The organism is Mucilaginibacter sp. PAMC 26640 (genome assembly GCA_001596135.1).
GTDB lineage: Bacteria > Bacteroidota > Bacteroidia > Sphingobacteriales > Sphingobacteriaceae > Mucilaginibacter.
The window spans coordinates 2,817,197-2,832,573 of record CP014773.1; the positions used below are offsets into that span (position 1 = coordinate 2,817,197).

A 15,377-nucleotide genomic window follows, 5' to 3' on the forward strand; every position below is an offset into this window, starting at 1 on the left:
AATATTTGGATAAATCGCTATCTTTATCAGGATCCTAAACAAGTAAGCGCTTGCACTTCCCCTTAAATATCCCAATAGGCTCATCAGCTATACCAGTGCATTTCATTTGCGAAACATTGGCTTATTTTATCGGCTACCGGTATTATGCCTGGCTGCGTAAAAACACGCACGACCAGATCTCCTCGAGCCAACGGCTGACCATTTTCATTGGCGCCGCATTTGGCGCTTTCATTGGCTCACACCTTGTTGGTATTTTCGAAAACCCAGTCATGCTGTCGCATTTTGATCTCATCTACTTTATGGGTAACAAAACAATTGTTGGTGGTATGTTAGGTGGATTGATAGGGGTAGAGCTCACAAAAAAGCAAATTGGCGTAAAGGTTTCATCCGGTGATTTGATGGTGTATCCGCTTATCCTGGCTATGATCATCGGTCGTACCGGGTGTTTTCTGGCGGGACTGGAAGATGGTACTTACGGCATCGGCAGTAACCTGCCCTGGGCCATCAACTTTGGAGATGGTATCCGCAGGCATCCCACCAATTTATATGAAATTTTATTTTGGGTCGCACTTTGGATCACACTGCTGGCTGTTGAGCGAAAGCACCGGTTTGCCAACGGGGCAAGGTTTAAAGTATTTATGGCCAGCTACCTGTTGTTCAGGCTGCTTATAGAGTTTATTAAACCCGATTACTTTTTTAGCTTCGGTTTATCGGTGATCCAATTAGTATCTCTTACCGGGATTTTGTATTATTATAAAGTATTTGCTTATCCAAATAAACTACTCGCCAACCATGCCTGATCGCCCGTACATTTATTACGATTTTACCCTAAGCATTTGTTCTACCTGTTTGCGACGGGTGGATGCCAAAATAGTTTTTGAGGATGACAAAGTTTATATGCTTAAAAACTGCCGCCAGCATGGGTTTGAAAAAGTGCTGATAGCAACCGACATAGCATACTACAAAAACTGCCGCAACTATGCCAAGCGAAGCGAAATGCCGCTGAAGTTTAATGCCGAAACACACTATGGCTGCCCGTACGATTGTGGACTTTGCCGCGACCATGAGCAGCATTCCTGCCTTACGGTTATAGAAGTAACCGACAGGTGCAACCTGGCCTGCCCAACCTGCTACGCTATGTCTTCCCCACATTATGGCAGGCACCGTACCCTGCAGGAAATTGAGCAAATGCTAGATGTAGTGGTTGAGAACGAAGGCCAGCCGGATGTGATCCAGATCAGCGGGGGCGAACCAACCGTGCACCCACAATTTTTTGAGATCCTGGATATTGCCAAAACAAAACCTATCAAGCACCTTATGCTGAATACCAATGGTATCCGCATAGCAAAAGACGAAAACTTTGTAAAACGCCTGGCCTCTTATCAGCCCGATTTTGAAGTGTACCTGCAGTTTGATTCTTTTAAAGCGGAAGCGCTGATCCAGATGAGGGGTGAAGATCTGCGTGAAGTGCGTAAAAAAGCTATAGAAAATCTCAACAAATATAACCTCTCTACCACGCTGGTGGTTACCCTTCAAAAAGGATTGAACACCGACGAAATAGGCGAGATCATCGAATATGCGCTGAAACAACCGTGTATCCGTGGAGTAACTTTTCAGCCTACACAACAGGCGGGCCGCTTGGAGAACTTTAATCCGGCTACCGACCGCTATACCATGACCGAAGTACGCACTGCGATACTGGAACAAACCAAGATATTTAATGCAAATGATTTGATCCCCGTTCCCTGTAACCCAGATGCTTTGGTAATGGGTTATGCGCTTAAGTTAGGCGGACAAGTGTTTCCGCTTACGCGGATGATCAACCCCGACGATTTGCTTGACAACTCTAAAAACACCATCGTTTACGAGCAGGACGAGCAGCTGAAAGGGCACCTGCTGAATATGTTCAGCACCGGTAACTCGGTAGAAAAGGCTAAAGAACATTTAAAATCTATCATGTGCTGCCTGCCGGAGATCGACGCTCCACAATTGGGTTATGATAACCTGTTCAGGGTAATTATCATGAACTTTATTGATGCACAGAATTTTGATGTACGGGCCATCAAGAAATCATGCGTGCATATTGTAAACAAGGATATGCAGATTATCCCGTTTGAAACCATGAACATTTTTTACCGGGACGACAAGCGCGAATACCTGGAACAATTACGAACCGAAATTGCAGCAACTTTTTGATAGCTATGGAACCAATACCAGAAAAAAAAGGAGATAGCAGTAATTTTAAAGTGGTCGGCCTCAATGTGGGTATTTTCGCACTTTACTGCATCATCGGCGCTTTAACGGCTGGCAGCATATTTTCGGCGTTGCCTGTATTTATAATCCATATTATATTGTGTTTTGTGCTGGCTATTGCGCTAAGAAAAGGGATCTGGGCTTTGAGCGGTCTACTGATCCTGGTGATCGGGTTCTCAACTTGCGTGGTTGGTGTAATGTCAAGCTGAACGATGGAAGAGGCTAAAAAAACCAATGCCAACCCAAAAATGGTTATTGTGGGATTGAATATTTTGATCCTGTTAATGTATACTATTTACTTTAGGTTTATCGCTCCTGCTGAATTGAACATATTGGCTGATGCAGTTGCCATAGCATTTCATATAACTGCCTGTTTAGTATTAGCTATATTCATTTATCGTCGAGAATTTTTACTGAGTGCCGGTCTCGTTTTAATAATTGGGTTTTCCACTTGTATGATGGCTTATACGCTCTAAACCAGTAACTCCGCCAGCACTCCTTCTTTTAAAGAATACGTACAAAGCGTTACTTCTGTTAAGCCCAGTTTTTGCATAATGTAAATGGTGATCAAACTGGCTACCACAATCATATCTACCCGTACGGGGATAATCCCTTTAATGGTGGCGCGTTTATGATGGTTGGATTTTACCAGCCGCTCTATCAGATCAAGCAGGTCGTCGGTATCAAATTCGTACACTTTTGTTTGGAGCAGGTCGAACTTTTTGCCATTCTCTAATGCTATCACCTCTGCAAAGCTTTCAAATGCGCCCGATGAGCCAATCAGCAGGGTAGGGCGGTACTTTATTGCGGCTTTGAACAGTTCGATCAGTTGTGTGTTCAAATAGGCGGTAAGCTCTTTAATGGCGGTTAGCGGTATCGGGTCGGTCTTATGGAACATCGCCATTAATCGGGCAGCCCCAATTTCAAAGCTTTGTTTCCAGTGGATCTCGTCGGCATTGCCAATAATAAATTCTACGCTGCCACCGCCTATATCCATGATAAGCGCATGCTCATCCGTTAAACAACCGGCAGCATCAATTCCTTTATAAATAAATGCAGCTTCCTTATCGCCGTTGATGATCTCAATCCGGATGCCGGTTCTGTCTTCCACGGCTTCGATAAATTCGTTACTGTTCGCTGCACTGCGCAGGGCCGATGTTGCTATGGCGCTTACATCAGTCGCCCGGTGTTCTGCTATCAATCGCTGATATTCGGTCATACATTCCAGGCCGCGCTCAAATGCCGCCGGCTGGATGATACCCTTATTGATACCGCCCTCGCCAATTTTCACAGGCTCGGTTCTGCGGCAAAGTACATGAAAATCTTCCGGCGTGCCTTCGGCAATCAGCAGGTGAAAAGTATTGGTGCCGAGGTCTATAACGGCTATGCGTTTTTTACCGGCGGTTGTATTTTCGTTCTTGGGCATCTGCCCCAAAAGTAAAAAATCCCGGTAAAAGTTTCCTTCTACGCGGGATGTTTAATTATGATAGTTAAGGTGGTTGAAATAGTATAGTTTTCCAGGCCAGATATTACTCTTTATAAAAAAACCATTTGGCTAACTCTTTAAAGCTGGCTTTTTTACCGTACATCAAAATGCCTACCCGATAAATGCGCGATGCCACGTAGGTGGTGAATATAAATCCGCAAATCATGGATAGCATAGACAATGCAAGTTGCCAGTCGGGAACGCCGCCAAAAGGCACGCGAATCATCATTGCGATAGGGGCAGTAAATGGTATCATGGATAACCAAATAGCCAGTGGGCTGTCGGGCGCTCGGAATAAAACGGTAACAGAAAGCAGGTAGGTAAATAACAACGGGAGGGTAATGGGAAACATAAATTGTTGTGTCTCTGTTTCGCTATCCACGGCAGAGCCTACTGCCGCAAATAGTGCACTATACAAAAGGTAACCAGTTATGAAGTAAAATATAAAGCAAAATAAGATATAACCGAATGGTAGGTTTTGCAATGTTAATAGAAACTGCCCCAGACCACCTCCTGCATTATTACCTCCAATTTTAGTAGCAAGGATGGATAGTACGATCCAGGCGGTAAATTGCGTTAAGCCCACCAAACCAACACCAATGATTTTACCCAGCATTAGTTGAAATGGCTTTACCGAAGAAATAATCACTTCGATAATGCGGCTTGTTTTTTCCTCAATGACGCCGCGCATTACTTGAGCACCATAGATAAACAGCGACAGGTAAATGAGTACCGCACATGCTACACCTACAGCCATACTGGTGCCTACATCCGCATCCTTAGTACCCGAATCGGTAACTTCTAATGCGCTTACAGTTACCCTGTTCTTTTTAGCTTTATTTAATACAGCAGTGTCAATGTGGTTAGCCAGCATAGTATTGTTTGAGGCAATCTCGTTCATTTGGCTTTCTATCTCTCCTGTCAGTACTAATGAGGGTTTCTTTTTGGAAAGGAACTGAACCGGATTTTCTGTGTAATCTTTCGGGATAAGGAGAATAGAAAGTTCCTCGCTCTCGTTCAAACTCTTTTTGGCTTGTGCTAAGGGCTGACTAATTGGTTTAAAATGAATGTTTTTTACGTCTTTAAATTTTCCGGCAAATGAATGGCTGTTGTCTATTACCTGGATGGTTTGTTGTTTATTCAATTGATCGGTGTCCTGAGCAACATAGGCAATGAGTTTGGTCATGCCGGCTATCAATAGCGGCACGGCCAACATCATCACAATAAAAGCCTTTTTACGTACCCTGGTAATGTACTCGCGCTGTATAATAAGTAATACTTTATTCATGGCTTAACCTTTTTGGTTTACTTTTTCAATGAAGATCTCGTTCATGCTCGGAATCACTTCCTGCAGCATATTGATGCGGGTTTTTGGCAGCAGGTACTGCAATACATCATTGGCCGACGAATTAGTCAGTTTGATTTTGATGGTATAACTGTCATCATCCCCGGCTATATCATTGATGATGTCAAAAGGCTGCGAGCCATCAAAATCGATATGGCCGCCGGTATATTCAACCAAATAAGTGTCGTTGCGGTAAGAGCGGCGAATGGTTTTCACCCGGCCATCTAAAATTTTATGCGATTTATGGATCAGTGCTATCGAATCGCAAAGCTCCTCAACAGACTCCATGCGGTGGGTAGAGAACAGGATGGTAGCGCCTTTTCTATTTAGCTCCAGGATCTCATCTTTGATCAGTTCGGCATTTACCGGGTCGAAACCGCTGAAGGGTTCATCGAGGATGATCAGGTCCGGCTCGTGTAGCACGGTAGCTACAAACTGGGCCTTTTGCTGCATCCCTTTAGATAGCTCTTCTATTTTCTTTTTCCACCAGGTTTCCATGCCTAGCTTATCAAACCAAAATTTAAGCTTTACGGTCGCATCTGCACGGCTCAAACCTTTCAGTCGGGCCAGGTAGATCATCTGTTCGCCAATCTCCATTTTTTTATAGAGGCCGCGTTCTTCGGGCAGATAGCCAATGCGCTCGATGTGCGATTGGTTGAGCTTTTCGCCGTTGAAATATACTTCGCCGCTATCCGGCGCAGTTATTTGATTAATGATACGGATGAGGGAAGTTTTACCGGCGCCGTTTGGCCCAAGCAGGCCAAAGATCTTGCCGCTTTCAACTTCCAAACTCACATCGTTTAACGCGCGGTGACCGGCGTATTCTTTAACAATGTTACGGATGCTTAGCATGCTGTGATATAGTTATATGCCTGATTAGAGTAAGGCTGTAATTATTTGTTACAGATATTCTTCTTCGGTTTGAGCAACAATTGCGGGATTGCGGATCAGTTTGGCAATATTATGAAAGATCAATAACATCGCAATTGGTGTCAACAGCGAAAAAAGATCTGAATATACAGCTGCGAAACTGTAAAGACCGTTAGGCAGCGAGAAGGTGTAGAGGTAGGGCAATCCAACTGTTATAAAACCTTTAACGATCATTGTAGTGATGATCATGATGACCAGTATTCTATAATATCTCAATAATAAAGGGTGGCCGATCTTACGCACCTGAACGATCAAATTAATAACCGAATAAAGCGCGATCAGCCCAGCGCCTGCACTAACGAAATAGCTCCAATGCCTTATGGAAACCAGGTAGCCAATAAGTATCAATATAGCGGTGGCGGTATAAAATTTAAATGCCCGGATCACTGCCTGGTGCTGCTGGTACCGGATAAGTATGATAGTTAGGTAGAAGAATAAGAAGAAATGAACAAATTGGAGTAACATAGTGTAAACCAAAAAGCTACCCACCGGGAATCGGTTCTCAAAAACGTGTTTGACAATAAACAGGTAAACCAGCATCACTATATAAAAATACGTAAGCCATGTTGCATAAGTAAGTGTTCTAACGCTGATTTTCATTAAGGATTGGTAGGGTGACTTATTTTAGTTTAGATTTCAAAATCTAATATAGTGTATCTGAATTAACTTTATGGCTAACGAATTAGAAAAGCAAGTAGCCATCCAGATGAAATAAATCAATGAGTGCTTGCTGAGATTCTAATTTCTATCTTTAAAAATGAACTTGAAACTCGAAACCGAATTTAGCAAAGCGCCCATCTTAGAGGAGGTTTATGCGCTATATCAGATATTGAGCAAAATACATCACTTAAAATTTGTTAACGATTTCCAAAACACATTATAGCGATGCGTTAAAAAAAAAAGCCCGGAATCAAACTGATCCCGGGCTTTCCAAATATATCTTTCGGACTTACCGTCTTACCGACTTTCGGACTTCAAAAAACTACTCAAAATACTCCTTCATGCGTTCGAAGAAGCTTTTCTCGTTTTTGCCCGGGTTGGGTTTAAAGTTGGGTGAGCCTTGTAGTTTTTCAAGCATTTCGCGCTCTTCACGACTCAATGCTTTTGGTGTCCAGATGTTTACGTGGATCAGCTGATCGCCGCGGTGGTAAGAATTCACTTCCGGTACGCCTTTGCCTTTCAGGCGCAGGATCTTGCCGCCCTGTGTGCCCGGCTCTATCTTAATTTTTGCTTTACCATCTATAGTCGGTACTTCAACACTGGTGCCTATGGCTGCATCAACAAAGTTTACATGCAGATCGTAGATCACGTTGTTGCCGTCACGTTTCAATGTTTCGTGGGGGATTTCTTCAATGAGGATAATGAGATCCCCCGGCATGCCACCACGCGGGGCCGCGTTACCTTTTCCGCTCATGCTCAGTTGCATGCCTTCGCTAACGCCTGCAGGTACATTAATAGTAATGGTTTCTTCACCGCGTACCACACCGTCGCCATGGCAAACGGTACATTTTGAAGTGATCGTTGAACCTTCGCCATTACAGGTAGGGCAGGTGCTTGTAGTTTGCATCTGGCCCAGTATGGTATTAGTTACCCGGCGTACAGAACCCTGGCCACCGCAGGTTTTACAGGTTGAGAACGATGATTTGTCCTTAGCGCCCGTGCCATCGCAGGTTTTACAAACTATTTGTTTGTTTACTTTTATTTTCTTTTCGGCACCGTTTGCAATCTCTTCAAGCGTTAAACGCACTTTTATGCGCAGGTTACTGCCACGCGCAACACGACGGCCGCCGCCGCCACCCTGCCTGCCACCGAAGAATCCTTCGAAGCCGCCACCGCCGCCGCCGAATATATCACCAAACTGGCTAAATATGTCGTCCATATTCATGTTGCCGCCATATCCGCCGCCACCGTTTGGTGATGATGCGTTAGCTGCATGGCCAAACTGATCATAACGCTGGCGTTTCTCGCTGTTGCTGAGTACTTCGTAAGCTTCTGCAGCTTCCTTGAATTTTTCTTCGGCTGCCTTATCGCCCTCGTTCTTATCCGGGTGATATTTAATAGCCATTTTACGATATGCCTTTTTTATCTCATCTGCATCTGCCCCCTTGGTTACCCCAAGCACATCGTAATAATCTCTCTTAGCCATTTATTTAATTATTGATTTAGTGAATTAGCGAATTAGTGATTTAATCCGATACGCACATATGATATATTAAGTAGAAAGTTGATGAATTAACTGAAAAAACCGAATTGGTAATCACCAATTATTCCTTCAATTATTCAAAATTGCTTTACGCGCCTACAATAACTTTGGCAAAGCGAATTACCTTTTCGTTCAGCTCGTAGCCTTTTTCCATCTCGTCTATCACTTTGCCCTTCATGTCATCTGTAGGGGCAGGGATATTAGTAATGGCTTCGTGGATATCAGCATCAAACGGAGTACCTATCGAATGCATTTCCTTTAAGCCTTTTTGCGTAAGTATGTTCTTTAATTTATGCTGGATGAGTGCAACGCCTTCTTTAACCGGCACTACATCGGTAGCAGTTTCCATTGCCCGTAAAGCACGTTCAAAATCATCCAGTACAGGTAGCAATGCAATCATCAGGTCTTTACCTTCTGTTTTGCGGGCATCCTCCCGTTCTTTAATGGTACGCCTGCGGAAGTTATCAAACTCTGCATATAAACGCAGGTACTTATCGTTCGCCTGTGCTAATTCTTCTTTAAATTTATCTTCGGCCGAAGGTGCCTCCTCGGTGGTTTCTGTTTGAGGATCTATTTCCTGCTCGTCAGTTTGTCCGCTATCGTTTGCCATTTCCACTGTATTTTCAGGTGTTTCTGAATTTTCCTTCTTTTTTTTCTTCAACATGTCGTTAAAATTCATGAATAGTGCTAATCAAGTATCCTGCCATCAGCGTAAAACCGACAAGCTGACAGGGTTAGTAATTTGGGTTGTAAATAATGACAGATAGTAAGTGGCAGTTTTGCGTAGCAATGGCAGTAGCTGCTTAGAGTAGCAGCGAAAATTTAGAATAGCAACGACAGCGGCAGCAGTGGCAACAGTTTGGAGCAACTTCATGCAACTATTCACTGGCAAAGCAACTTCTTTCTGCTAATGCAACTTTAACCTATCTGTACATCCTCCAGCACCTTGCCATTTTCGCACTTAATGATGCGCGAAGGGAAAGTACGGATGATATGATAATCGTGCGTAGCAATGACCACAGCAGTGCCCATCTGGCTGATCTGTTTCAGCAGGAGCACAATCTCTTCAGATGTGTCCGGGTCGAGGTTACCTGTGGGCTCATCTGCCAGGATGATCTCCGGGTTATTTAATAGCGCACGTGCAATAACTACCCGCTGCTGCTCGCCGCCTGATAGTTCATGCGGCATTTTTTTAAGCTTAGACCGAAGTCCCACTTTCTCCAAAACATCCAAAATGCGATCTGATATGAGTTTTTTGTCTGTCCAGCCGGTAGCTTTTAAAACAAAAAGCAAGTTTTGCTCTACAGATCTGTCGGTTAATAACTGGAAATCCTGAAATACGATCCCCAGCTTGCGCCGAAGAAACGGGATATCCTTGGTAGCAAGTTTACTTAGTTCGTACCCGCAGGCGTGGCCTGTCCCGCTGGCAAGATTAAGATCGCCATAAATAACTTTTAGCAAACTGCTCTTTCCGGATCCTGTTTGGCCAATGAGCCAAACAAAGTCGCCCTTGTCTATATGTAAATTAACGTTTGATAGTACCAGATGTTTCTGCTGGAAAATATCGATGTTATTTAATTTTATAATAGAGTTGCCTATCATTTTTTATACCTCTAATTTTAATATTTTACCAAAAGGCAAATCCTTAACTATGCCCATAATGTAATCGTGCTTATCGCCAAGGCCAATCTTATCCAGTGATTTCTCGGGCCTGTCTACCCTGAAATAAGCCAGCAAGGTAAACTTATCGTCGCGCAGCTGCACATAATCCGGTATTTTGGCAACGCCCTTTACTTTTATAATGTACATTTTGTTAGCGTGAAGCTGAAAGACCAAAGCTTAAAGCTTTCTTTGGCAAATTTATCTTTTTTACCCGACATTGCCCTTATAAGCTTTCAGCTTTCTGCTTTTCGCTTTCAGTTCAACTTAACAAGGAATTTCATCGTATCAATACCATCCGCGTAATCCCACAATTGCGGATACTGGCTTTGGCCAAAAGGTACTACCTGGTTTTTGGTTTGCAGCGGGGCAGTGGTAACTATACATTGCAGGTTATCACTGGTTTCTTCCAGCTGTTTTTGTACCGAGGGCAGGTCTGTATAGGTTTCGTAAAACAATACGGCCAGGGGAGAAGTAAGGCGTTCGTCCTGCTTTAGCAGCAAAAAGCCGTTATCTAAATGCTCGTCACGGTTTACCAGGTAAATAGATTTATTGTAATCGTAATTGTTGTTGTATTTGTGATGGTTGATGATGGGGCTAAAATCCTCTATCGATTCAAAAAACTTATTGAAAATATACCCCTCCGGAACAAAAACCTTAGCTACGTTGCGGCAACCCAAGCCATAATAATCAAATATATCGTTCCCAAGGGCGTGGAGTTCTTCGGCGCTTTCATCGCCGGTTAGTAAAGCTATGCTATTACGATTCTTGCGAATGATATTGGGCACTTTACCAAAGTAATATTCAAAATAACGTGAAGTATTGTTGCTGCCTGTTGCGATGATCGCATCAAAATCTGCGAGGCGGTCTACAAAGCTGAATTTGCCTGCATAGGCACCGTCAATCTCTACCAATAATTTTAATACATATTTTATCAGCCGTGCGTCCTGTGAGGATGCTTTGATCAGCGCATGATTACCGGTAACTAAAACGCATAAAACATCATGAAAGCCTACCAACGGAAGGTTGCCCGCCAATACCAGGCCCACTTTTTTATCGTCGCTTCCGGTAATGGTATAATTGGCAAGCCAGGTGCTAAGATCCTGCCGGTTAAGCATTTTACCATTGGCTTTTACCGCTGCTAACACACTCTCCGGTGTAAACCACGCGTTGTACTGGCGCTCGGTTTCAATAACATCCATGAAAGCCTCATCGGGTGCCGAAAGGCGTTTTCCTAGTTCAGCAAATGCATTTATGGTTGTACTAATATCTAATTTTGACATATATATGTTAAGGTGCGAAACCCTTAAAGTGTTTTTTTGTTATATTTGCGTGTCTGTAAAACACGGGCAAAGTTAATTGAGAATATAAGATTATTTTAAAAATATGGCGATTATAATCACCGATGAATGCATAAACTGCGGGGCCTGCGAACCAGAGTGCCCAAATAATGCTATTTATGACGCTGGCGCTTCCTGGCGCTTTTCCGACGGTACTGCTTTAAAAGGAGTAATTGATTTTGGCGATGGCAATACTTTAAATGCCGAAGAAGCACAGGCTGCTTTATCTGATGATATCTATTACATTGTGCCCGATAAGTGTACCGAATGTGTTGGTTTTCATGATGAGCCACAATGCGCTGCGGTTTGCCCGGTTGATTGCTGCGTAGACGATGAGGATGTGCGCGAAACTGAAGATGAACTTCATGCAAAAAAGGACTGGCTGCACATGAGCTAATATTTACTAAAAGTTAAAATTATGGAAGGGGTGGCAGAACAAGCTTCCCCTTTTTTTGTTATCTTGAAACCATTTATCAAACTGTTTTATCTTTAACCCCTTCTAAATAATTTATGGAATACGGCATCTGTAATCTTGCTGTTGTGCCTATGCGCAGCGAACCCAGCGACCGAAGTGAAATGGTAACGCAGTTACTGTTTGGTGAGGCCTTTGAGATTATAGAGTGGAATAACAAATGGGCTAAAATAGTAACCAGTTTGGACGTTTACACCGGTTGGATAGACCGGCTTCAGTTTGTAATGCTGGGCCACATGGCGTACCAAAGCTTGCAGCATAAACCGGCTCAATTAACGCTCAGGCCGGTTACTCAAGCCTGGAAAATTGCCGATAACTCTATTATATACCTGTCGGCAGGCAGTTCGTTGGCTTTCATGTCTGGCACCACTTGCCAAATTGGTAACGAAAAGTTTGAGGTAATTGGTGAGATAGGCGAAACTGATAATTTAGCTAATATTGCCCGTTCTTATGTAAACGCGCCTTATCTATGGGGCGGCAGAACCCATTTTGGTATCGACTGCTCGGGCTTTACCCAGGTTGTTTTCCGCTTATGCGGGATAAATCTAAAGCGAGATGCATCCATGCAGGCCGAACAAGGAATATCAGTAGAAACACTTGCGGAGACGAAATTGGGAGACCTTGCCTTCTTTAAAAACGCCGAGGGTAAAATAACTCACGTTGGCATTATTTTAAACAAAGGGCAAATAATTCATGCATCAGGCAAAGTAAAGATTGACAGTTTGGATAATGAAGGGATTTATTCTGAGCAACTTAAGCGTTATACGCATAAACTACATAGCATCAGGAGGTACTCCAAGTCTTAGTTTAGTAGCTGTCGGAATCTTTATTTACCTGGATCATTGCAACGTTTGCAAACAATAGCCCGCAAATGATCAGGGTAGATAGCCAGGCAGTGAGTGGGGTTTGGGGCCCGGCTTTACTTCTGTAGCCGGCTATGCCATGCGGCGTATTGATTTTTCGGGCTTTGACTGTATTTGACGGGCTCAGCAATAACAGCAGCAGAAAAATATACAACTTCCCGAAATATTTAAATTGTAGTATTCCCTTCATCTTCTTATCGTAACACTTTTACAATTTACGAAGAATGCAGATGAATGTTACCGGTAACTCGATATTGAATAGATTGAATAGAAAGCTGCTAAATGAATGGCGTAAAAGCCACAGTCCAGCGCATGATGTTTTTGTCATCGCTTACCGATAGCAGATCATCGCCATTCCAGGCTAGTTTATTGATGGATAGCGCATGGCAGGGGTATCCCTTTTCCCGGCTGATAATCTTGCGCAACTTAAAATTTGCTGCGTCCCAAATTTTAATGCTTTTATCCATGCTGGCGGTAGCAAAATAGGCCCGGGTAGGATGAAAGGCGATATGATTCACTGCAAACAAATGTGCAGGAATGTTTTGGATAAGCGTATACGTTTTGTGGTCCCAAATTTTTACCTGGGCATCGCGCGCGCCGGATACCAGGTACTCACCATTGGGGGAGTATTGCAACGAGAACACCGCCATGGTATGGCCAACAAGGGCTTTTATCGCGCTGTAATCTTCGGTATCGTAAATCACCACACGATTATCGCGGCATCCAAAAGCAACACGGCTTTGGTCCGGATTCACAGCAATACACCGGATGGTATCATGGGATACCTTAATAATATGCAGCAATTCCATCGTATTCAAACTCCAAACAGATACGGTTCCGTCTTCTGAAGCTATTAGCAATTCGTCTTTTTTGGAGATGGATTTAATGTCGAATACTGCTTTAACATGATGCCTTAACCGATGGGTGATCTTTTGCTCGATAAAATTAAAAACCAGTACCTCGCCGCTGCGCAAACCGGCCAGCATAATCGGGTAGCCTTCCGGGCAGTGGATTGCATAAATAGTTGTGGGTACCGGGAACATCACTTTGATAAAAGTATCGTCGGCCAGGTTCCATTCCACCAGGCCTTTATCGTTGCCGCCGGTGAATAAGATACCCGGCTTTTGCGATAGCTCCAATGTGAAGATAGGGTTGCTATGGCCGGTTAAATCTGCTGTTTTTTGTACAGTAATCATAAGTTGCAGTTGCGGTAGCAGTTGCAGTTCCCTTTTGTAGTGTGCTCACCTGCCACTGCAACGCAGAACTGCCGCTTATTTGTGTCGTTCCTCTAAATTTTTTGCAATGCGTTCGAGGTTCAGGTTTTTTTCGCGAAGCAGTACCAACAGGTGAAATACCAGGTCGGACGCTTCGTTGATCAGGTCTGTTTCCGTTTCTGCCAAGGCGGCTATAACCGTCTCTACACCTTCTTCTCCAACTTTCTGGGCTATCTTGTTCAAACCTTTATTGCGAAGTTTGTTTACGTAGGAGCCTTCCTGCGGATTAGCGTACCTGTCGGCAATAATGCCTTCCAGTTGCATAATAAAGTTCTGGTTATACTCCGTTTGGAAGCAGCTACGCGATCCGGTGTGGCAGGTAGGGCCATCGGCGGTTACCTTTATCAGTAGGGTGTCGTTATCGCAATCTATGTGCATAGCTTTTACATGCAGGTAATTCTTGCTGGTTTCGCCCTTGGTCCACAAACGGTTTTTGGAGCGGGAGAAAAAGGTCACAATGTTTTCGGCAACCGTTTTATCATATGCCTCCTGGTTCATATAACCCAGCATCAAAACCTCAAGAGTGTGTTCGTCCTGTATAATTACCGGTACAAGCCCGTCTGTTTTATTAAAATCGATATTCATTGTTTTATCAGTTACATCCGCAATGCCGAATTTGTTTCGGCATTTATGCGGACAGTTGGCCTGCAAGTACTAAAAATGCAGGTAAGTTGCCGAAGCAAGTTTGGCAGAACGTGTAAATAGCTTATAACCTCACCTCAATATCATTCCTTTTCAACACTTCCTTTAAATCGGGGATCAGGATCTCTCCGTAGTGAAATACGGAAGCAGCTAAAGCCGCATCAACATTGGTTTGCTGAAACACATCCACAAAATGCTGCAGCGAACCTGCGCCACCTGAAGCAATTACAGGGATATTTACAGCATTGTTCACCTGTTTTAGTAAACCGTTATCAAAGCCGGCTTTTGTGCCATCATGATCCATGGAGGTAAGCAGGATCTCGCCTGCGCCGCGGCTTTCTGCCTCCAGGATCCAATTTAACGTTTGTTTATCGGTTGGTAGTCTGCCGCCGTTCAGGTGTACAATGTTTTGGCCGTTCATAACCCTTGTATCTACAGCTACGATAACAAACTGTACGCCGAATGCTTTGGCCAGTTCATCTATCAGCCCCGGATTACGTACCGCGGCAGAGTTAATGGAGATCTTATCTGCACCGGCACTTAACAGGGCATCTGCATCGGCTATTTCCATTATTCCGCCGCCTATAGTAAAAGGGATATTAATTTGCCTGGCGACTGACTTAACCAGTTCCACCAGTGTTTTGCGTTTTTCTACAGTAGCGGTAATATCCAAAAATACCAGTTCATCGGCACCCTGCTGCGAATAGTTCCAGGCCAGTTCTACCGGGTCGCCCGCATCGCGCAGGTCTACAAAGTTAACGCCTTTCACGGTGCGGCCGTCTTTAACGTCTAAACAAGGTATTATTCTTTTAGTGAGCATGGGTTTTTAAACATATTAGAGCGTCATTGCGAGAAACTCAGCAATCTCCCGATTAGCAATGCAGTTAAACAAAATCTAAAGATCGCGCCT

At 43.8% G+C, this 15,377-nt stretch carries 19 protein-coding genes; 6 read left to right on the plus strand and 13 right to left on the minus strand.

The features are described 5' to 3' along the window. Positions 1–74 precede the first annotated feature (74 nt). Genes A0256_12285 through A0256_12300 form a run of 4 tightly spaced genes read left to right on the plus strand, consistent with a single transcriptional unit; the run spans position 75 to position 2,729 of the window. Positions 75–800: a hypothetical protein gene (locus A0256_12285; GenBank protein AMR34525.1), complete on the plus strand. Its 726-nt coding sequence runs from the start codon at positions 75–77 to the stop codon at positions 798–800. After that, entirely contained in the window at positions 793–2,196 is a 1,404-nt protein-coding gene (locus A0256_12290; GenBank protein ID AMR32147.1) for a radical SAM protein, read from the plus strand. Before A0256_12285 ends, A0256_12290 begins: the two co-directional genes overlap by 8 nt. Positions 2,197–2,201: 5 nt before the next feature. Continuing rightward, positions 2,202–2,462, plus strand: a complete 261-nt coding sequence (locus A0256_12295) for a hypothetical protein (GenBank protein AMR32148.1) — start codon at positions 2,202–2,204, stop codon at positions 2,460–2,462. 3 nt (positions 2,463–2,465) lie between these two features. Next, positions 2,466–2,729, plus strand: a complete 264-nt coding sequence (locus A0256_12300; GenBank protein AMR32149.1) for a hypothetical protein — start codon at positions 2,466–2,468, stop codon at positions 2,727–2,729. Here A0256_12300 and A0256_12305 read toward each other — a convergent pair. The 9 genes from A0256_12305 to A0256_12345 form a co-directional block, all read right to left on the minus strand. Continuing rightward, positions 2,726–3,679, minus strand: a complete 954-nt coding sequence (locus A0256_12305) for a hypothetical protein (protein AMR32150.1) — start codon at positions 3,677–3,679, stop codon at positions 2,726–2,728. The genes A0256_12300 and A0256_12305 overlap by 4 nt on opposite strands. Before the next feature lie 103 nt (positions 3,680–3,782). Further along, positions 3,783–4,925 carry an ABC transporter permease gene (locus A0256_12310; protein AMR34526.1) on the minus strand — a complete coding sequence of 381 codons (1,143 nt, stop codon included), beginning with the start codon at positions 4,923–4,925 and terminating at the stop codon, positions 3,783–3,785. A gap of 105 nt (positions 4,926–5,030) precedes the next feature. After that, positions 5,031–5,936, minus strand: coding sequence for an ABC transporter ATP-binding protein (locus A0256_12315; GenBank protein ID AMR32151.1), 906 nt, complete (start codon positions 5,934–5,936; stop codon positions 5,031–5,033). Between the two features lie 48 nt (positions 5,937–5,984). Beyond that, positions 5,985–6,554: a hypothetical protein gene (locus tag A0256_12320; protein ID AMR32152.1), complete on the minus strand. Its 570-nt coding sequence runs from the start codon at positions 6,552–6,554 to the stop codon at positions 5,985–5,987. Positions 6,555–6,996: 442 nt separating this feature from the next. After that, a complete protein-coding gene (locus tag A0256_12325) occupies positions 6,997–8,160 on the minus strand; it encodes a molecular chaperone DnaJ (GenBank protein ID AMR32153.1) in 1,164 nt (387 codons plus the stop codon). Positions 8,161–8,305: 145 nt separating this feature from the next. Next, a complete protein-coding gene (locus tag A0256_12330; GenBank protein AMR34527.1) occupies positions 8,306–8,881 on the minus strand; it encodes a nucleotide exchange factor GrpE in 576 nt (191 codons plus the stop codon). A gap of 254 nt (positions 8,882–9,135) precedes the next feature. Beyond that, positions 9,136–9,819, minus strand: a complete 684-nt coding sequence (locus A0256_12335) for a phosphonate ABC transporter ATP-binding protein (protein AMR32154.1) — start codon at positions 9,817–9,819, stop codon at positions 9,136–9,138. 3 nt (positions 9,820–9,822) lie between these two features. Further along, a complete protein-coding gene (locus tag A0256_12340) occupies positions 9,823–10,026 on the minus strand; it encodes a fructose-6-phosphate aldolase (protein ID AMR32155.1) in 204 nt (67 codons plus the stop codon). Positions 10,027–10,133: 107 nt separating this feature from the next. After that, positions 10,134–11,159, minus strand: a complete 1,026-nt coding sequence (locus A0256_12345; protein ID AMR32156.1) for an acyl-CoA reductase — start codon at positions 11,157–11,159, stop codon at positions 10,134–10,136. Between the two features lie 103 nt (positions 11,160–11,262). Between A0256_12345 and A0256_12350 the strand changes: the two genes are divergently transcribed. Then, on the plus strand, positions 11,263–11,613 hold the full coding sequence (locus tag A0256_12350; protein AMR32157.1) for a ferredoxin: 351 nt from the start codon (positions 11,263–11,265) through the stop codon (positions 11,611–11,613). 113 nt (positions 11,614–11,726) lie between these two features. Continuing rightward, positions 11,727–12,494, plus strand: coding sequence for a hypothetical protein (locus A0256_12355; protein AMR32158.1), 768 nt, complete (start codon positions 11,727–11,729; stop codon positions 12,492–12,494). A 1-nt stretch (position 12,495) separates the two neighbouring features. Here the strand turns inward: A0256_12355 and A0256_12360 are convergent, their stop codons facing one another. The 4 genes from A0256_12360 to A0256_12375 form a co-directional block, all read right to left on the minus strand. Continuing rightward, entirely contained in the window at positions 12,496–12,741 is a 246-nt protein-coding gene (locus tag A0256_12360) for a hypothetical protein (GenBank protein AMR32159.1), read from the minus strand. An 88-nt stretch (positions 12,742–12,829) separates the two neighbouring features. Next, positions 12,830–13,747 carry a hypothetical protein gene (locus A0256_12365; GenBank protein AMR32160.1) on the minus strand — a complete coding sequence of 306 codons (918 nt, stop codon included), beginning with the start codon at positions 13,745–13,747 and terminating at the stop codon, positions 12,830–12,832. Between the two features lie 75 nt (positions 13,748–13,822). Continuing rightward, positions 13,823–14,410, minus strand: a complete 588-nt coding sequence (locus A0256_12370; GenBank protein ID AMR34528.1) for a bifunctional phosphoribosyl-AMP cyclohydrolase/phosphoribosyl-ATP diphosphatase — start codon at positions 14,408–14,410, stop codon at positions 13,823–13,825. Between the two features lie 121 nt (positions 14,411–14,531). Beyond that, positions 14,532–15,287, minus strand: coding sequence for an imidazole glycerol phosphate synthase cyclase subunit (locus A0256_12375; protein AMR32161.1), 756 nt, complete (start codon positions 15,285–15,287; stop codon positions 14,532–14,534). Between the last annotated feature and the right edge of the window lie 90 nt (positions 15,288–15,377).